At 66.6% G+C, this 16,925-nt stretch carries 17 protein-coding genes; 4 read left to right on the top strand and 13 right to left on the bottom strand.

Annotated elements, in window-relative coordinates:
• Positions 1 to 11: 11 nt before the first annotated feature.
• The 9 genes from gspD to gspG form a co-directional block, all read right to left on the bottom strand.
• Entirely contained in the window at positions 12 to 2,294 is a 2,283-nt protein-coding gene (gene gspD, locus ASD75_RS09780; protein ID WP_056745257.1) for a type II secretion system secretin GspD, read from the bottom strand.
• Positions 2,295 to 2,298: 4 nt separating this feature from the next.
• Complete coding sequence (gspN, locus tag ASD75_RS09775; RefSeq protein WP_056745256.1) at positions 2,299 to 3,111, bottom strand: type II secretion system protein N; 813 nt, start codon at positions 3,109 to 3,111, stop codon at positions 2,299 to 2,301.
• 33 nt (positions 3,112 to 3,144) lie between these two features.
• Positions 3,145 to 3,690 (bottom strand): type II secretion system protein GspM, encoded by a 546-nt coding sequence (gene gspM, locus ASD75_RS09770; RefSeq protein WP_056745254.1) that lies wholly within the window; start codon positions 3,688 to 3,690, stop codon positions 3,145 to 3,147.
• Positions 3,687 to 4,973, bottom strand: a complete 1,287-nt coding sequence (gene gspL / locus ASD75_RS09765; RefSeq protein ID WP_056745252.1) for a type II secretion system protein GspL — start codon at positions 4,971 to 4,973, stop codon at positions 3,687 to 3,689. The genes gspM and gspL overlap by 4 nt, the downstream gene beginning before the upstream one ends.
• Before the next feature lie 83 nt (positions 4,974 to 5,056).
• Positions 5,057 to 6,034: a type II secretion system minor pseudopilin GspK gene (gene gspK, locus ASD75_RS09760; protein ID WP_200947588.1), complete on the bottom strand. Its 978-nt coding sequence runs from the start codon at positions 6,032 to 6,034 to the stop codon at positions 5,057 to 5,059.
• 98 nt (positions 6,035 to 6,132) lie between these two features.
• Entirely contained in the window at positions 6,133 to 6,789 is a 657-nt protein-coding gene (locus ASD75_RS09755; RefSeq protein ID WP_056745248.1) for a type II secretion system protein J, read from the bottom strand.
• A 104-nt stretch (positions 6,790 to 6,893) separates the two neighbouring features.
• Complete coding sequence (gene gspI, locus ASD75_RS09750) at positions 6,894 to 7,262, bottom strand: type II secretion system minor pseudopilin GspI (RefSeq protein ID WP_056059169.1); 369 nt, start codon at positions 7,260 to 7,262, stop codon at positions 6,894 to 6,896.
• A 2-nt stretch (positions 7,263 to 7,264) separates the two neighbouring features.
• Positions 7,265 to 7,696 carry a prepilin-type N-terminal cleavage/methylation domain-containing protein gene (locus tag ASD75_RS09745; protein WP_056745247.1) on the bottom strand — a complete coding sequence of 144 codons (432 nt, stop codon included), beginning with the start codon at positions 7,694 to 7,696 and terminating at the stop codon, positions 7,265 to 7,267.
• A 174-nt stretch (positions 7,697 to 7,870) separates the two neighbouring features.
• The gene (gspG, locus tag ASD75_RS09740; RefSeq protein WP_099731210.1) at positions 7,871 to 8,311 is read right to left on the bottom strand and encodes a type II secretion system major pseudopilin GspG; all 441 of its coding nucleotides are present in this window, start codon (positions 8,309 to 8,311) and stop codon (positions 7,871 to 7,873) included.
• A 72-nt stretch (positions 8,312 to 8,383) separates the two neighbouring features.
• On the opposite strand from gspG, the gene ASD75_RS09735 reads away from it, so the two are divergent.
• Positions 8,384 to 8,833, top strand: coding sequence for a type II secretion system protein N (locus ASD75_RS09735; protein WP_056745245.1), 450 nt, complete (start codon positions 8,384 to 8,386; stop codon positions 8,831 to 8,833).
• A 20-nt stretch (positions 8,834 to 8,853) separates the two neighbouring features.
• Here the strand turns inward: ASD75_RS09735 and ASD75_RS09730 are convergent, their stop codons facing one another.
• The 3 genes from ASD75_RS09730 to ilvA form a co-directional block, all read right to left on the bottom strand.
• Positions 8,854 to 9,456 (bottom strand): histidine phosphatase family protein, encoded by a 603-nt coding sequence (locus ASD75_RS09730; protein WP_056745244.1) that lies wholly within the window; start codon positions 9,454 to 9,456, stop codon positions 8,854 to 8,856.
• Complete coding sequence (locus tag ASD75_RS09725; RefSeq protein ID WP_056745243.1) at positions 9,453 to 10,259, bottom strand: adenosylcobinamide-GDP ribazoletransferase; 807 nt, start codon at positions 10,257 to 10,259, stop codon at positions 9,453 to 9,455. Before ASD75_RS09725 ends, ASD75_RS09730 begins: the two co-directional genes overlap by 4 nt.
• 80 nt (positions 10,260 to 10,339) lie before the next feature.
• Entirely contained in the window at positions 10,340 to 11,899 is a 1,560-nt protein-coding gene (ilvA, locus tag ASD75_RS09720) for a threonine ammonia-lyase, biosynthetic (RefSeq protein ID WP_015012579.1), read from the bottom strand.
• Positions 11,900 to 12,276: 377 nt separating this feature from the next.
• On the opposite strand from ilvA, the gene ASD75_RS09715 reads away from it, so the two are divergent.
• Complete coding sequence (locus ASD75_RS09715) at positions 12,277 to 12,726, top strand: OsmC family protein (RefSeq protein ID WP_056745242.1); 450 nt, start codon at positions 12,277 to 12,279, stop codon at positions 12,724 to 12,726.
• A gap of 94 nt (positions 12,727 to 12,820) precedes the next feature.
• Here the strand turns inward: ASD75_RS09715 and coq7 are convergent, their stop codons facing one another.
• Entirely contained in the window at positions 12,821 to 13,438 is a 618-nt protein-coding gene (gene coq7, locus ASD75_RS09710) for a 2-polyprenyl-3-methyl-6-methoxy-1,4-benzoquinone monooxygenase (protein WP_056646690.1), read from the bottom strand.
• A 316-nt stretch (positions 13,439 to 13,754) separates the two neighbouring features.
• Between coq7 and ASD75_RS09705 the strand changes: the two genes are divergently transcribed.
• Both ASD75_RS09705 and ASD75_RS09700 read left to right on the top strand, forming a co-directional pair.
• Entirely contained in the window at positions 13,755 to 14,801 is a 1,047-nt protein-coding gene (locus ASD75_RS09705) for a porin (protein ID WP_056745241.1), read from the top strand.
• Positions 14,802 to 15,317: 516 nt separating this feature from the next.
• Positions 15,318 to 16,898: an ABC transporter substrate-binding protein gene (locus ASD75_RS09700; protein ID WP_056745240.1), complete on the top strand. Its 1,581-nt coding sequence runs from the start codon at positions 15,318 to 15,320 to the stop codon at positions 16,896 to 16,898.
• Positions 16,899 to 16,925 lie beyond the last annotated feature (27 nt).

The following is a 16,925-nucleotide window of genomic DNA, read 5'->3' as shown; positions in this document are numbered from 1 at the left end:
GTGGCGGCCCTTCAGCGTGGCGAGGTCTCTGCGGGCAGCGGCGCCAGCGGCTGTGCAGGCACGGTGGCTGCGCCGGGCTCTGTGCGTTGTGGCAGTGCGGGCAGGATGGGCGCGCCCGACACCGACTTCATCACCACGCTGGGCGCGGGCTGGGTGGTCTGCTGCAGCGCGCGGATGGCCTCGTAGCGGTCCATCATCAATGCGTCGCTGGTGGCGTTGTCACGCACCACAATGGGGCGCAAGAACACCATCAGGTTGGTCTTGTTGCGGGTGCGGTTCTCGCTGCGGAACAGGTTGCCCAGCACCGGGATGTCGCCCATCACCGGCACCTTGTCCTGGCCTTGCGAGTAGCTGTCTTCCAGCAGGCCGCCAATCACGATGATGCTGCCATCGTCCACCACCACGTTCGACTCGATGGAGCGCTTGCTGGTGGTGGGGCCGTTGGCGTTGCTCAGCGTGGCGGTGTCGATCTTGGAGACCTCCTGGTAGATCGCCATCTTCACCGTGCCGTTCTCGCTGATCTGCGGACGCACCTTGAGCATCAGGCCCACATCCTTGCGCTCCACCGTGGTGAACGGGTTCACCGTGCTGCTGCCGGTGCTGTTGGCGTACGAGCCGGTCACGAAGGGCACGTTGTTGCCGATGATGATGCGCGCCTCTTCGTTGTCCAGCGTCATCAGGTTGGGGGTGGAGAGCACGTTGGCATCGCCGCTGTTCTGCAGGAAGTTCGCCAGCGCGCCCAGGTAGTACTGGCCGTTAATGCGCGGTGCGAGCGCCAGGTTCAGGCCCTTGCCCAGCGAACTGGCCGCCGTCGCGATGGAGGTGGTGGAGCCCGAGGCCAGGGCGGCTGTCACGTTCAGGATGTTGGCACCGGCCGCGCCGGAGTTGGTGCCGATCACGCCCACGGTGCCATCGCCGTTTTTGCCCAGAATGCCCTGCCACTGGATGCCGAACTCGGCCACCTTGTTGGCAGAGACCTCGACGATCAGGCTCTCGACCAGCACCTGCGCGCGGCGGCCGTCGAGCTTGTCGATCACGTCGCGCAGCTGGCGGTACAGCGGCTCGGGCGCCGTGATGATGAGCGAGTTGGTGGTGGGGTCGGCCTGGATCTGACCGCCGGTGGAGGGCTGGTTGTTGTTGGTGCTGCTGGTGCCCATGGCGCTGGTGCTGGAGCCCAGGCCGCCGCCGGTGCTGCTGCTGCCGGACGAGCTGCCGTTGGTGGACAGCATGCCCCCGGTACTCAGCCCCGTGCTGGGTGCGGGCGCGCTGGCACCGCCACCGCTGCTGGCCGCACCGCCATTGTTGCCGCCCATGGCTGCCATGGCGGCGCGCAGGGTGGTGGCCAGCTTGGTGGCGTCGGCGTTCTTGAGGTAGACCACATGGATGTTGCCGCTGGCCGCGCTGCTGCCGGGCGCAGGCGCCTGGTCCAGCTGGGCCACCAGGGCGCGCACCTGGGCCACGCGGGCCGGGTTGGCGGCGCGCAGGATCAGCGAGTTGCTGCGCGGCTCGGCAATCAGGGTGGTCTTGAACGCGGTGTCGGCCTGGCCGGGCGCGGCCGCGGCTGCGGCGCCCCCGTTGGCGCTGCCGCCGTCGATCAGGCGCGACACCAGCGGTGCCAGGTCGCTGGCAATCGCGTTCTTGAGCGGAATCACCTCCACATCGCTGGCGTTGGACACATCCATGGCCGCCACGATGCGCGCCAGGCGCTGCAGGTTGTCGGCGTAGTCGGTGATCACCAGCGAGTTGTTGCCGGGGTTCACGTTGATGGTGTTGTTGGGGCTGATGAGCGGGCGCAACACCGGCACCAGATTGGCCGCGTTCTCGAAGTTGAGCTTGAAGATCTGCGTGACGATTTGTCCGCCGCCGGGCGCGCTGCCCGCGTTGCCCTGCACCACGCTCACGCTGCCGCCCTGCAGCTTGGCGTCTGCCTCGGGCACCACCTTGTACAGACCGGCCGCCTCCACCACCGTGAAGCCTTGCAGGCGCAGCGCGGCCAGGAACTGCTGGAACGCGGCGGCAGGCGTCACTGCGCGCTCGGTCACGAGGTTGAGCTGGCCTTTGACCCGTGGGTCCACCACCACGTTGCGGCCGGTGATGGTGGCCATGGTGCGGGCCACGGCCTCGATCTCGGCGTTGGCAAAGTTGAGCGTGACGGGTTCGCTGGGGCGCACGCTGCCGGTGCGGGTGTCCACCGCCGTCTGGGCGCCAATCTGGCCACTGGCGCAGGTAAGTATTGCGCTGGCTGCTATGGTTTTGAGAGTGAAGCGCAGGCGTGGAGCAAACAGGAAAGTCATAGATTCAACCCACGGTGATGATGGAGCGCGCGCCATTGCGCCGTCCGATGATGTTCAGAAGATTGGACAGTGCGGCCTCCCGCTCGGGGGTGGCGCTGGCCTCGCCCGCAAAGCGCAGGCGGTTGCCCACCCACTGGCCGCTGCCGCTCAGTTGCAGGGCCCCGTCGAGGGTGCTGAGGGCGAGCGTGGGCACCTCGCCGCCCTGCAGCACCAGCCGGTAGCTGCCCATGGGGCGCAGGGTGGACAGGCGCGAGGACATGGCCCGCGCATCCATCTGGGCCTCGCCCGACAGCACCATGCGGCCTGCAGCCCATTGCGCCGTCAGCGCGCGTGTTTGCAGTGCCAGCTGTCCCTGCGGCTGCAGGGTGTTCCAGGGGGTGCCCAGGCCCGCCAGCAAGGCCGCGGGCCACTGGCTCTGGCCGTCGGCCACAGTGATTTGCGGGCCGGCCCAGCGCAGGTGCACCTGGGCCCGCAGGGGCTCGGGCGTGCAGCAGCCTGCGTGCAGTTGGGCGCTTAGCCCGCCCCAGGTGGGGCGCAGCTGCCAGTCCACCCGGCCGGGCAGGGCGGCGCTGTCCTTGCTGGCATTGCCACCGGTCAACACCAATTGGGCCGAGCCGGTCCATACCGTGCCCCTTGGCTGCAGCAACAGCACCTGTCCCTGAGTGGCGCGGGCCACGCCGCCGGCCAGCCAGTGCGCGGGCGCAAAGGCCACCACGGCGGGCAGCACGCCGGCCAGCGCACCGGCACATGCCCAGCCCCACGCCGTGCGCGGGGCGGAGCGGGGGGCAGGGCGTGTCGGACGGAGGTTGCGGGCCACGGGGGGAATGTATTGTTCAGGTCAGTCCGCGGGTCAGCGGGCCGGGGCGGTGGGCAGGGCCAGCACCACGGTGCCATCCCAGCGGGGCATGGCCACGGGCGCGCTGCCCAGGGTGACGGGCGCATTGCCGGCGGGCGCAGCGGCAGCGCTGCGGGTCAGCCGCGCTTCCAGCGGCGTGGCGCGGGCATTGCTGCGGGCCTGGGCCAGCCACTGGGCCAGCGCGTCGGCCGATGCGCCTTTGAGCGTGACCGTGGCGCGGTCGCCCGCCACGTTGAGCTGTGCCGTGTTGCCCAGGCGCTGCGTGAGGGCGGTGCGCAGCGCACCCACGGCATCGCCGGGGCTGGTGGCGGGTGTGGCCTGCAGCTGCTGGGCCTCGGCCTGCAGGCTTTGCATGCGCTGCAGCTGGGCGTCGAGTGCGGCGTGCCGCGCGGGCGCGGCGCGCAAGGTGCCGAGTGCGGGGGCGACGGCCACCCACCACAGCAGGGCCAGCGCCACCACCGTGGCGGCGGCCAGCACCAGGTTCTGCTCGCGGGGCGCCAGGGCTTTCCAGCGGTCCTGGAGGGCGGAGGATCGGGTCATGGGCTCACCTCGGTGCGCAGCAACAGGCTGCCATCGTCCACGCGGGCACGGTACCCGGCGGCTTGCAGGCGGCCAGACACCACAGATTCTTCATCGGGCGCCAGGGTCACGCCACGCAGGCGCAGCTCTCCGGGGGTGTATTCGATGCTGCTGGGCAGGCGGCCATCGGGCAAGGCCGCACCGGCCGCTGCCAGCAGGGGCTCCAAGTCGCGCGCCGAGACACTGCCGGCGGCCTGCCGCAGCTGGGCGAGTTCGCGCTCCATCTGCACCGGCGCATCGACCACCACCTGCACTTTGGGAAAGGTCTGGGTCAGGGTGTTGCGTACGCTGGCCTGCTTGGCAGTCAGCGCCTGCCGTTCTTGCCAGGCCCAGGCATTGAGCCCCACCAGGTGCGCCACCACCAGCATGCCCGCGCCCCAGCGGGCTGCACGCCACTGCGGGGCATACAGCGCCGCGCTCAGCGCGCTGCCCACTTTGCGCAGCGCGCGGGTGCTGCTGGTGCTGGACAGGTCGAACTGCGCCAGGTCCCAGTCGCCGCGGGCGGCATCGAGCGCGCGCTGGCTGGTGGTGTGCAGGGCGATGCGTTGGCCTTGCTGGCCCAGGGTGCGTTCGGCCAGTGCAGCCACGGCGGGCTCGGCGCGGACCATGAGAGCCTGGTCTTCACCGGTGTCGGCGGCTGGCAAGCCTACGCGTGCGAGTGTCAGGGCCATGGGGGTCAGCGGCAGCACCGCCACGCCTTGGTCGGCGCCATGGCCGGTCAGCACTACGTAGGCCTCTTCGGGCGTGCCCAGGGCACACAGCTCGGGCTGGCCGCTGCCCGTGGGGCCGGGCGCAAATTCGGGCACCACGCGGGCCACGCGGCGGCCTGCGGCCTCCAGCGCCTGCAGGTGTTCGCGCAGCCAGGCGCGGTCGCACACGGCCACCCACACCGGCTCGCCAGCCTGCGCACGACTTTGTGCGCCGGGTTGCAGCGCAAAGTGCAGCTGGCTGGCATCGTCCAGCACACGGTCTTCGAGCAGGCCTTCGAGCACGGATCGCAGCCGGGGCGTCTGCTGGCCGGCACCCAGCGGCACACCGGCCGGAATGGTCACGCGCTGCCACGACAGCGCCCGTGCGGGCACCACGGCCACGACCTCGCCGCCGGGGCGGGTGGGCTCGGGCAGCAGGGCAGCGGGTGCGGTGGCGTGCTGAAGGGCGGAATGGCCGTCTGCCGTGAGCGTGTAGGCGTACTCGGAGGCGGGTCCCGGGCGGGCCGGCGGCAGGAAAAGGATCAGGGTGCTCATGGGCGGGTTTTGCGGGCCATTTTAGGGGGCGGGCGTGACGCAGCGGCGGTGTCGGTGGGTGCAGTGTGAGGGTTGTTACACCCTCAGCGCTGTGCCCCGGGCAGCAGTTGCGTGGTTTCCCGGTCGAAGGCGCCGCGTTCGCGCCACAGTGTGGTCACGTCGATGCCCTGTTTGCGCACCAAAGAGCGCTCGTCCACCATCGCATCGCCCAGGCGCAGGCGGCCCCGCACTTCAAAGTACGAAGAGGCCACGGCGTGGGCACTTTCGTTGATGTCGATGCTGGCGCCCACCAGGTCGCGCACGTCGCTGAGGGTGCGGAAGTGCCGTGCCTCGCGGGTCTGCACGATCTTCTGGGCCGTGGCGCTGTCCAGCCCGTCGATGGCGGCCATCAGCACGTTGATGTCGGCGGTGTTCAGATTGACCGGGGTGCGCACAGGCAGCAGCGTCACATGCGGGGCGAGCGCCCCCACCGTGGCCGGGGTCAGGCCCAGCCACCCCAGCTGGGTCACGCTGGGTGGCAGAAGGGGGGCGGAGCCGCTGTCGGAGCCTGCACCCGCCTGCGCGCGGCGCAGACCGTCGATCAGCACGCTCAGCTGCTGTCCGGGCAGGCCCAGGCGCTCGAACAATCGGGTGAACTGCCGCAGCGCCACGGCCTGCACCTGCCCGCCCTCCGCGAGGTTGGTGATGTTCAGGCGGCCCTGCAGGTCGGTGATCTGGCCCGACAGGAAGGCCTCGGTGGTGTCGGTGCTGGCGTCGTCCACCTGGGTCACGTTCTTGTCGGCCGCGAGAAAGGTGGACAGCCGGGCCTCCTGCAGAGGGATGGCCCAGGGCTCGGCCAAGTGGTCGGCCCCGCCGGAGCGCCCATCCTCGCGCAGGATGAGCCGCGACCAGTCGAGCGCACCGACCAAAATCCAGGTGGACTGCACGTGGCCGCGCTCGGCCGTCTCGACCTCCACCGCGCGCCACTGCTGCCACATCGCAGCGGCTGCAAAGGTGGCGACCAGCGTGACGGTGAGCATGGCGGCGAGCAGCGCCGCACCGCGCGCCCTGTGCCTGTGCAATGGGCGCTGCCACAGCGAGTGCCACCGTGGAGCTGGCTTTGCCAGGCCACGGGTGGCGTCCCCCTGGGGGGATGCGGCGCAGCCGCTCAGGGGGGTACTCACGATCTGCCTCCGCCCAGCACGGGGTTGACCCAGTCGCGCGTCAGCTGGCCTGCCAGCGCCTGGCCCGGGGGCAGGGTGATCTGCAGGCGAATGCCGTCCGGGATGGCCGAGGTGCTGTCGCCCGACGGGGTGCCTGTACTCGACTGCGGGTTGGACCACGCGCCGCCCCGGTAGTAGAAGATCTGCCAGCTGTCGAGCTGCAGCAGCGTCACCTCGTAGCGCCGCTCGGCGTCGCCCGGCGTGCGCGCCCACTGGGCGGCCTGCTCCCAGGCCTGCCGCCAGTCGGCGCGGGTGCGCACCGGCGGCGACTGCCAGCGCAGCCACTGGCCCACGCCCTGGTTGTTGTTGCGGCGGGTCCAGGCCACCACCAGCGCACCCTCGTCGGGCACGGCGCTGCTGCGGCGGGTGAGGCGCAGCACCTGGCCGTCCCAGTCCAGCGGCGTGGTGTTGGCAACGGGCATCAGGGCGTCCAGGTCCGTACCCCACTGCCCCAGCGCAGCCTGCAGCACCAGCATCTCGTCTGCCCGCTGGCGCGTGGACTCCTGCGCCCGCACCATGCCATCGAGCCCGCGCCAGCTCAGGATGGCGATCAACGCCATGACGCTGATCGCGACCAGCAACTCGATGAGTGTGAAGCCGCGCGGGACCTTCAAAAATGGCGCGACGCGAGGCCAGCGCACCCGTGGAACTGGCTCAGCCAGGCCACCGGGTGCGTCCCCCTCCCGGGGGGAAGGCGCGAAGCGACTCAGGGGGGGCATTAATACCTTCCAATGATGGTGGAGAGGCGCAGGATGGAGTTGTCCCCGTCCAGCACCTGCGCATCGATGCGCCGAAAACTCGGGTTGGGCGTAGGCCGCACGATGGTCACCACCTGCAGCTGGCGCCCGGCCTGCTCGCAGGTCAGGTTGCTGTCACCCACACTGGGCATCTGGCGCGAGAGCCGGGCCTTGACCAGCTCGTTCTCCGCGCACAGCTGCGCGAGCACGATGTCGGACTGCCGCAGGGCGTTGCGCGTGAGCGCCGTCGTGGCCTGCAGCCCCGCCATGAGGGCAATGGCCACGATGGCCAGCGCCACCAGCACTTCCACCAGCGTGAAACCCCGGTGGCCGATGAGAGGGCGGCGCATCCTCACTGCACCGCATCCACGGAAAACGGGCGCACGCCGTCGGTGGCAATGCGCAGGGTGCGGTCGGGGGAGGACTGGTGGGTGATCAGCACTTGCTGCGGGCCGATCAGCGGCTCGGGGCCCAGTTGCAGCACCGCTGGTCCGCGCACCACGGTGCCGGGGTCCAGCCACTGGTTGGGCAGAGCGGCCCGCGCGCTGCGCGGCAGCCCTTCAAAACGGAAGCCGCCCGGCAGCGCACGCCAGCGCACCGGGATGCCCCCAGCGCGCGACTGGGCGCGTGCGGATTCGAGCAGCGCCGCAAGCCGCGCGGCCTCCCGCTCCAGCTGCGTCTGCCCGCCATCGCGCATCGCCAGTCCCACGCCCGCCGTGGCCAGCGCCATGATGCTGATGACCACCAGGAGTTCCAGGAGGGTGAATCCGCGCGAGCGGTTCATGAAGCTGCGCGATGGGAGGTCGCAACGGTGACGGCGCATCCACCAGGCGCACGGCCGCAGCGCCGGGCCGCCCCAAGCAAGGCCCGGCCCCATGCACCAGCGAAGCGCAGGGCGAGCCTGCTGTGGGGGGCAGGGAGTGACACGCCAGTGCACGACCGTGGGGACCACATCTCTTTACTGCCAGCTGCCAATATCGGCGTCCTTGCCTTCGCCGCCCGACTGGCCATCGGCGCCGAACGACATCACGTCGATCTCGCCCTTGATGCCGGGGTTGAGGTATTGGTAAGGGCGGCCCCAGGGGTCGTTGGGCAGCTTTTCCAGGTACAGCTTCCAGTTGCCCGGTACGGGGCCCGCAGTGGGCTTGATGACCAGCGACTGCAGGCCTTGCTCGGCCGTGGGGTAGCGCTGGTTGTCCAGGCGGTAGAGCTTGAGCGCCTGCATGATGTTGGTGATGTCGGTGCGGGCGGCCGTCACGCGGGCATCGTCGGCACGTTCGAGCACGTTGGGCACGATCAGCGCGGCCAGCACGCCGATGATCACCAGAACCACCATCAGCTCGATGAGGGTGAAACCACGGGCCACGGACTTGGCAACGCGGCGGGGGGCGGAACGCACGAGGAGGGAGAAAGAAGTGTTCACTGCTGGCGGTCTCTCGGATGGTCGAATCGCGTGAATCATAATCCCCGCATGGTGACCAATACGTACAGCAAATGGGGCGTCCGCCTGGGGACTCTGGTGCTCTGGGCAGCAGCCGGCGCCAGCGTGGTCTATTGGGGGCTGCGCCTGTCGGCGCCTTCGTCCGCTTCCTCCGCCCCGGCAGTGGCGCCCGCCCCGGTGGCCATGGACGCGCAGGCGCTGGCGCGTTTGCTGGGTGCTGCGCCTGCAGCCCCTGGCGTGGCAGCGCCGGTGGCACCCACCGCGAGCCGGTTCACGCTGATCGGGGTGCTGTCGGGGCGCAGCAGCGGCGGCGGTGCGGCACTGATTGCCGTGGACGGCAAGCCCGCCAAGCCCTTCCGCGTGGGCGCTGCGGTGGACGAAGGCCTGGTGTTGCAGGCCCTGGGCCCCCGCCAGGCGCAACTGGGGACCAGCATGGGTGGGCCCGCTACGGTGACGCTGGACATGCCGCTCAAGAACTAGGCACCTGCTGGCCTACAGCTTCAGGCCAGTTCCCTGATTTCCCATTCCCCCCAGCCCGGCGCCGCCACCGGCCAGTCCTCTGAGCGGGGCAGAGCGCTCTCACCCCGCTCCTGCAACCAGGCCACGCAGCGGGCCACTCCGGCGTGGGTGATCCACACCACCTCATTCACGCCCTGTTCAGTGCGCCACGCCTGGGCGGTCTGCAGGGCTGCCGCCACGCGGCGCAGCATGTGGGCCAGGCTTTCGCCCCCGCCGGGTGTGTGGGTGGCGAACCCGGCCACCCACGTGTCGATGGCACTTTTGCCGATGGCGTCCCAGTTTTGCCCTTCCCAGCGGCCGAAGTCCATCTCGCGCAGCCGGGCGTCGGGAGTGAAGGTCAAATCCGGTCTGAGCGCTTGTAATTCATGCGCCAGAAGCTCACATCTTTGTAGCGTGGAATACGCCACGCACGCAGCGCACCCCCCCGGGGGCAGGGCCGTTGCCAAGCGCTCTGCCGCAGCGCGGGTGGCCTGCGCGTCGGCCGGCACGTCCCACGCGCCGTAGCAAGTACCCGGGGGAACCAGCGGGGCTGCATGGCGCACCAGCCACAGGCGGCTGCTGGTGGTGGCAGGGGGGGGCGTCATAGCCATCGCAGTGCGATGGCCGCGCCCAGGTAGAACCCGATCTCGCTCACCTGCTGCGTGGCGCCCAGGCAGTCGCCGGTGAAGCCTTGCAGCCGTCGGGCGAACCAGCGCGCCATCCAGCCCGCGCAGAGCGCGCTGAGAGCAATGGGTGCTACTAAAAAGAGAGCTGTCTGGGTATATCCGACTAGCGCAAGGGGCGGAAAACACCATAAAAGTGCCGCGGCCAGTGCCTGGCCGGAGATCTGGTCGGCCAGCGGCTTGCTTTTGGAGCGCGCCGTGTCACCCACATGCGGCAGGCTGCGCACGATGAGCAGGGGCCAAAAGCGCGACAACACATGCGCGCCGACCAGGGCCGCCAGTGCCGCCGGCAGGCTGTGCGCCCCCAGCAGCATCAACAGGCTGAGCTTGGCCAGCAACGCCAGCACCAGCGCCATGGCCCCGAAGGCGCCAATGCGCGAGTCTTTCATGATGTCCAGCGCGCGTTCGCGGTCATGGCTGCCGCCCAGGCCGTCGGCCACGTCGGCCAGGCCGTCTTCATGAAAGCCGCCGGTCATCAGCACCGTGGCGATGGTGCAGAACACGGCGGCCACGGCCGGGGCCAGCGGGTTGGGCGCCAGCGCCCAGTGCAGCGCGGCATACACGGCCGTGGACAGAAGCGCCGCCAGCCAGCCGATGCCCGGAAAGTGCGCCGCGCTGGCCCGCAGCATGGCCGGGCTGTAGCCCACCCACTGCGCCAGCCGACCGGTGACGGGAATGCGGGTGAAGAACTGCACGGCCAGCAGGTAGTGGCGCAGGGCTTGCATGGTGTGCAGTGGGTGCTCGATGCTTCTGATTTGATAGCTGTCAAGGCATGTTCAACTAACGCTTGCAGCCATTTTGGGCATTATTTGGAGCGCAGGAACAGGCGGTAGGCCGGGTTCAGCGTTTCTTCCACATAGGGGTAGCCCAGCGTGGCCAGGAAGGCGTCGAAGGCCGCCTTGTCTTCGGGCGGCACCTGCATGCCCACCAGGATGCGGCCATAGTCCGCGCCCTGGTTGCGGTAGTGGAACAGGCTGATGTTCCAGGTCGGCTGCATCAGGCTCAAAAATTTGAGCAGCGCACCGGGCCGCTCGGGGAAGGTGAAGCGCATCAGGCGCTCGTCCTGCGCCAGCGCCGAGTGCCCGCCCACCAGGTGGCGCAGGTGTTCCTTGGCCAGCTCGTCGTGCGTCAGGTCCAGCGCCTCGAAACCGTGGCGGTTGAAGTTCTTGGCGATCTTTTCCGATTCGCCTTTGCCATTGGTGGTCAGGCCCACGAACACATGGGCGCGGGCGGCGTCGCTGATGCGGTAGTTGAACTCGGTCACGTTGCGCGGGCCGCCGGGCAGGCCGCCCACCACCTCGCAGAAGCGGCGGAAGCTGCCGCGCTCTTCCGGAATGGTGACAGCGAGCAGCGCCTCGCGCTCCTCGCCCACCTCGGCGCGCTCGGCCACGAAGCGCAGTCGGTCGAAGTTCATGTTGGCGCCGCACAGGATGGCCGCGTAGGTCTCGCCCTTGGTCTTGCGCTGGGCCACGTACTGCTTGATGGCGGCCACGGCCAACGCCCCGGCGGGCTCGACGATGCTGCGCGTGTCCACAAAGATGTCCTTGATGGCCGCGCAGACGGCGTCGGTGTCGACGGTGATGTAGTCATCCACCAGGCCCTGTGCCACGCGGAAGGTTTCCTCGCCCACCAGCTTCACGGCCGTGCCGTCGGAGAACAGGCCCACATCGGCCAGCGTCACGCGCTCATGGGCCTGCACTGATTGGATCATGGCGTCCGAGTCGTTCATCTGCACGCCGATCACCTTGATCTCGGGACGCACGGCCTTGATGTAGTTGGCCACACCCGAGATGAGTCCGCCGCCGCCAATGGCCACGAACACGGCATCGAGCTGGTTGCTGCCCAGGCTTTGCAGCTGGCGCAGGATCTCCATGGCGATGGTGCCCTGGCCGGCAATCACGTCCGGGTCGTCGAACGGGTGCACGAAGGTCAGGCCCTGTTCCTTTTCCAGCTGGACGGAATGGCCGTAGGCGTCGGAATAGCTCTCGCCAAACAGCACGACCTCGCCACCGAGCGTCTTCACGGCATCAATCTTGAGCTGCGGCGTGGTGGTGGGCATCACGATCACGGCGCGCGTGCCCAGTCGGTGGGCGCTCATGGCCACGCCCTGGGCGTGGTTGCCGGCCGAGGCGCAGATCACGCCGCGCTGCAGCTGCTCGGGCGTGAGGTGCGCCATCTTGTTGTAAGCGCCCCGCAGCTTGAAGCTGAACACGGGCTGCTGGTCTTCGCGCTTCAGGAGTACCTTGTTGTGCAGGCGGCGGCTGAGGTTCTTGGCGGGCTCCAGCGCCGACTCCACCGCCACGTCGTACACGCGGGCAGTCAGGATTTTCTTGAGGTAGTCGGCGGGGGTGAGGTGCTGGGTCATGGCAGGTGCAGGAGGAGAGCCCCACCGGCGCAGGGCAGCGGGCGGGGGCCCACATCATAGGGCGTCGCCCTGGCGAGGGGCCGAGGCATCCGGGACGGCAGTCTGCCGTGGGTCGGTGCGAGCGGGCAAAAAAAAGCCCCGGGCCGTGAGGCCTGGGGCTAATCCATCCTTTGAGGAGATGGAGGAGACAATCGGTGCGAGGCAAGTGCCGGGTTTCGGGCTTCTTGCCGCCTGCCGGTTCCTTTCTGTTCGAAAGCGGCAGCGCATGGGCGAAGTTTAGCGCGAGTCTTGTTGCGATGCAGCAAAATTCGCATCAAATTCTTTTCGTTTCGGTTTTCCGTGCGAAAAAAACCACGTGTCACACAGGAGAAACACAAATGGAATGCACAGTCAGTTGGACCGGCGGGGCGGGAACCCGTTCTGGCATGGGTTTTGTGGCCGAGACCGGCAGCGGCCATGTTTTGACCATGGATGGCGCTCCCGATGCCGCCAACCCGGCCAACGGAGGCCAGAACCTGGCGCCCCGGCCCATGGAGACCGTGCTGGCGGGCACGGGCGGGTGCACCGCCTATGACGTGGTGCTGATCCTCAAGCGCGGCCGCCATGACGTGCGCGGCTGCAGCGTCAAGTTGACGACGGAACGTGCGCAGACCGACCCGAAGGTGTTCACCAAGATCCACATGCACTTCACCGTCACGGGCAAGGGCATTCCCCCGGCCGCCGTGGAGCGCGCGATTGCCATGAGCCACGACAAGTACTGCTCGGCCAGCATCATGCTGGGCAAGACAGCCGAAATCACCACCGGCTTCGAGGTGCTGGAGGTCTGAGGGGGCGGCGTGTAGTTGTCTGGACTGCCAAGCTGAGCGGGTTGCGGCGCGTATGTTTTGGTGCGCCTGCTGCCTGCGTGAGCCAGCTGGGGGTTCAAAGATAGTGCGCTGTGGTGGTCATCACCTTCGCGGCGCCTTTCATGGCAAGGCGCACCGGGGCGGGCAATTCCAGCGCACCGGCGGCGCGGGCCTGGTCTGCGTGCCGCTCCTCGTCCTGCTTCATCCGCGCGACCACGGCCCTTGACGCCTGGTCTTGCTCGGGAAGCCTGTCGAGGTGGCTTTGCAGATGCGCGGCCACCTGGGTCTCCGTCTCCACCACAAAACCCAGGTTGGCCCGGTCGCTGACCTTGGCAGCCACCAGCCCGAGCGCAAAAGCCCCTGCGAACCACAGAGGGTTGAGCAGGCTGGGGCGTGCGCCCAGTGCGTCCAGGCGCTGTTGTGTCCATGCCAAATGGTCGGTCTCTTCGCGCGCCGCTGCCTGCAGGTGGTCCCGCAGGGCGGGGTCACGGGTGACGGCCGCCTGCGCACTGTAAAGTGCCTGAGCGCACACTTCCCCCACATGGTTCACGCGCATCAGGGCTCCCGCCAGCTTTTTCTGCGCAGGATCCAGCGACGCCTCGGGCACACCGTGTGCCGGTGTCTGTTCGGAAGCGCGGGGTTGGGCAAACAGTGTGCGCAGCGCGTTGTCTGCGGCAGTCAAAAAAGCGTCCATGGAAAGCTCTCGGATGGCAATGGCGTCGAAACACAAATTGCACTTGGATACAAAAAAGCCGCAAAGCAAGGCACAGGAGTTGCATGCAGCAATCGTGATTTTGCCCGTGCGCACTGAAATGTTGCAACACTGCAACGAATTTCCCCTTTCGGGGCGATTGTGGGTGAATTCCTTTGCGAAACCCGGCCGGGTCTGGTGCAATAAGAGCAACTTCCCCACCAGGAGGTTGGCCCGGGAAACCGGCGGGACTGTGCAGGTGCTTTCACCATAGACCCCCCGTACCGGAGCCCGATGTTTAACCTTGGAGTAACTCGCAATGAAAAAATCCCTGATTGCCCTGGCTGTGCTGGCTGCTTCCGGCGCTGCAATGGCTCAATCTTCCGTGACCCTGTTCGGCGTGGTTGACGCAACCTACGCTTACGGTTCCGGCAGCGTCTCTAACAAGTCGCAACTGACGAACTCCGGCTACAACAGCAGCCGTCTGGGTTTCCGCGGCGTTGAAGACCTGGGTGGCGGCATGTCCGCTTCGTTCTGGCTCGAAGCTGGTCTGAACAACGACAACGGCACCGGCGGCGTTACCAACACCAACAACCAAGCAGCTACCAGCACTGGCGGCGGCCTGACTTTCAACCGTCGCTCGACGGTTAGCCTGAACGGCGGCTTCGGTGAAGTGCGTCTGGGCCGTGACTACACCCCCCAATTCTGGAACCTGACCGTGTTCGATCCGTTCGGCACGAACGGCGTGGGCACCACCCAAACCCTGAACTCCAGCCTGGGCGGCCCTACCACCATCCGCGCGTCGAACTCCATCGGCTACTTCCTGCCTGGCAACCTGGGTGGTTTCTACGGCCAAGCCCAGTACTACATGGGTGAGAACAACAGCAACGCTGCCAACAAGAAGGACGGCAACGGCCTGGCACTGCGCGCTGGTTACGCTAACGGCCCCATCAACGCCGCTATCGCTTTCTCCGAAACCAAGTTCCTGGCTGGCAACATCAAGGCTGTGAACCTGGGCGGTCAATATGATCTGGGCGTGGCCAAGATCATGGCTCACTACAACCAAGACAAGATCAGCGGCGGCAACGACGGCAAGGGCTTCCTGATCGGTGGTCTGGTTCCCGTGGGCGCTGGCGAAGTTCGTCTGTCCTACTCCACCTACAAGATCGACACCGTTGGTGCTGATCCCCGTTCCAACAAGCTGGCTCTGGGCTACGTGCACAACCTGTCGAAGCGCACGGCTCTGTACGCAACGTACGCTCACGTGAACAACAAGAACGGCGCTGCTCAAGCTCTGAACGGTGCTGTGACTGGCGTGAACGACAACTCCAACGGCTACGATTTCGGTATCCGCCACAGCTTCTAATATCGTCAGCTGGCTTTGGCCAGTTGTTGATATACAAGCTCAAAAGCCGCCCTCGGGCGGCTTTTTTCATTTCTCGGGTTGTTTGCTTGTTTGTTTTGTCCCTGAGAGAGCCTTTGTCGGTGTGTTTGGGTTGATTCCAATTGACTCCCTGGTTGGAGTTTCAGGGAGGAACGCTCATGAGGAGCTTTGGTTGTGTTTTGCGGACGGTTGTCTCCATGCGCCGGGTGTTCCCGTAGCGACTAGGAGCTCAAGAACCGCGGTTAGGAGGCCCAACGCCGGTACATCGGCCCAAGGTTTATTGAAAAGGTGCCGAGGCGATATCACCCTCGTGAGTAACCGCATGACTGCCAATAGGTACTCGCGAAAGCAAAGTTTCAGCTGCTGGCACCAACCTTGCATGACGAAAACGTTGCCAGCGCAGTTATAGGCCCTTCATGGCATCGGGGATTCAGGGATTTCCCGTTGGCTATAGAGCAACCTTTACTGCATAGTAAAACTTTTAATCAAGAGGGTTCCATGAAACTCAACCACAGTCTTTTGTCGGTGGCTGCTGCTGCCGCGCTGCTGTTTGCGCCTTCATTGCAGGCCAAGCCCTTCAAATGGGCCAGTCAGGGGGAAATCGCGACCTGGGACATTCACTCCCAAAATAATGCGCTGCAAAACGGCCTTCATGCCAATGTGTATGAAAGCCTGGTGTACTACAACAGCAAGACGTTCGATGTGGAACCCGTGCTGGCGACGGCCTGGAAGGAGATCAGCCCCACGCAGGTGCGCTTCACGCTGCGTCAGGGCGTGAAGTTCCATGATGGTTCGCCGCTGACCACCGACGATGCGGTGTACTCCATCCAGCGGGCCATGGCCAAAACGTCCAACTTCACCCCCTACGTACAGGGCATCAGCAAAGTGGTGAAGGTGGATGCGCAAAACTTTGACGTCATTCTGTCCTCGCCCAATCCGGTACTACTGCGTCAGATGACCGAGTTGCGCATCATGAGCAAGGCTTGGGCGGAAAAGAACAAGTCGGTAGAGCCTAAAGACATCAAGGGCACCGACGAAAACTTTGCCCACCGCAACGCCATGGGCACAGGCCCTTACACCCTGGAGTCGTGGCAGCCTGATGTGAAGATGGTGTTCAAGCGCAACCCCAGCTGGTGGGGCAAGATGGACGGCAATGTGACCGAGATCGTCTACACGCCCATCAAGTCTGCGGCCACACGCATTGCTGCACTGTTGTCGGGTGAAGTGGATCTGGTGCTCGATCCGTCACCCCAGGATCTGGGTCGCTTGCGCGCCAGCCCTGACTTGAAGGTGATTGATGGTGTGGAGAACCGCACAATTTTCCTCGGCATGGACCAGTTCCGGGAAGAGCTGCCGGGCTCGAACATCAAGGGCAAGAACCCGCTCAAGGATGTGCGGGTGCGCAAGGCGCTCTACCAGGCGATTGATGCAGAAACCATCTCGCGCAACATCATGCGCGGTCTGGGCAAGCCCACCGGCACCATCGTTGCGCCGCAAGTGGCTGGCTACACAGAGGCTGTTGGCAAGCGTTTCCCATACAGCGTTGATGCATCCAAGAAGCTGCTGGCCGAGGCGGGTTACCCCGATGGCTTTGAAGTGGATTTCGCCTGCCCTAACAACCGCTACATCAACGACGAAGCCATCTGCCAGGCCGTGACGGCCATGTGGGCGCGCGTGGGGGTGAAAGCCAAGCTGCGCACGCTGCCGCTGGTCAACTACTTCCCGATGATCCAGCGCTACGAAGCCAGCATCTACATGCTGGGCTGGGGCGTGCCGACATTCGACGCGCTGTACAGCCTGCAATCGCTGGTGCGCACCGTGGGCCAAGGCGGTGACGGCAACTACAACGTGGGTCGCTACAGCAACCAGCGCATGGACTACTTGGTGGACCGCATCAAGGCCGAAACCGATGCACCGGTGCGCGCCCGCATGCTGACCGAGGCGCTGCAACTGTCCAACGACACCGTGTCCCACATTCCTCTGCATGACCAGGTGATCCCATGGGCCATGAAGAAGAACATCGAACTGGTGCACCGTGCCGATAACCGCGTGGACATGCGCACGGTCAAGGTGAACTGATTTATTCTTGACAGACTGAAAGCAAGG

It is taken from the genome of Acidovorax sp. Root568, from assembly GCF_001427445.1.
Classification (GTDB): Bacteria; Pseudomonadota; Gammaproteobacteria; order Burkholderiales; family Burkholderiaceae_C; genus Acidovorax; species Acidovorax delafieldii.
This window is presented reverse-complemented; position numbering and strand designations above follow the sequence as displayed.

Coding starts and splice junctions, on each gene's coding strand:
- gspD (WP_056745257.1), bottom strand. CDS start 2,294: ATGACTTTCCTGTTTGCTCCACGCCTGCGCTTCACTCTCAAAACCATA.
- gspM (WP_056745254.1), bottom strand. CDS start 3,690: ATGACCCGATCCTCCGCCCTCCAGGACCGCTGGAAAGCCCTGGCGCCC.
- gspL (WP_056745252.1), bottom strand. CDS start 4,973: ATGAGCACCCTGATCCTTTTCCTGCCGCCGGCCCGCCCGGGACCCGCC.
- gspI (WP_056059169.1), bottom strand. CDS start 7,262: ATGCGCCGCCCTCTCATCGGCCACCGGGGTTTCACGCTGGTGGAAGTG.
- ASD75_RS09745 (WP_056745247.1), bottom strand. CDS start 7,696: ATGAACCGCTCGCGCGGATTCACCCTCCTGGAACTCCTGGTGGTCATC.
- ASD75_RS09735 (WP_056745245.1), top strand. CDS start 8,384: ATGGTGACCAATACGTACAGCAAATGGGGCGTCCGCCTGGGGACTCTG.
- ASD75_RS09730 (WP_056745244.1), bottom strand. CDS start 9,456: ATGACGCCCCCCCCTGCCACCACCAGCAGCCGCCTGTGGCTGGTGCGC.
- ASD75_RS09725 (WP_056745243.1), bottom strand. CDS start 10,259: ATGCAAGCCCTGCGCCACTACCTGCTGGCCGTGCAGTTCTTCACCCGC.
- ilvA (WP_015012579.1), bottom strand. CDS start 11,899: ATGACCCAGCACCTCACCCCCGCCGACTACCTCAAGAAAATCCTGACT.
- ASD75_RS09715 (WP_056745242.1), top strand. CDS start 12,277: ATGGAATGCACAGTCAGTTGGACCGGCGGGGCGGGAACCCGTTCTGGC.
- coq7 (WP_056646690.1), bottom strand. CDS start 13,438: ATGGACGCTTTTTTGACTGCCGCAGACAACGCGCTGCGCACACTGTTT.
- ASD75_RS09705 (WP_056745241.1), top strand. CDS start 13,755: ATGAAAAAATCCCTGATTGCCCTGGCTGTGCTGGCTGCTTCCGGCGCT.
- ASD75_RS09700 (WP_056745240.1), top strand. CDS start 15,318: ATGAAACTCAACCACAGTCTTTTGTCGGTGGCTGCTGCTGCCGCGCTG.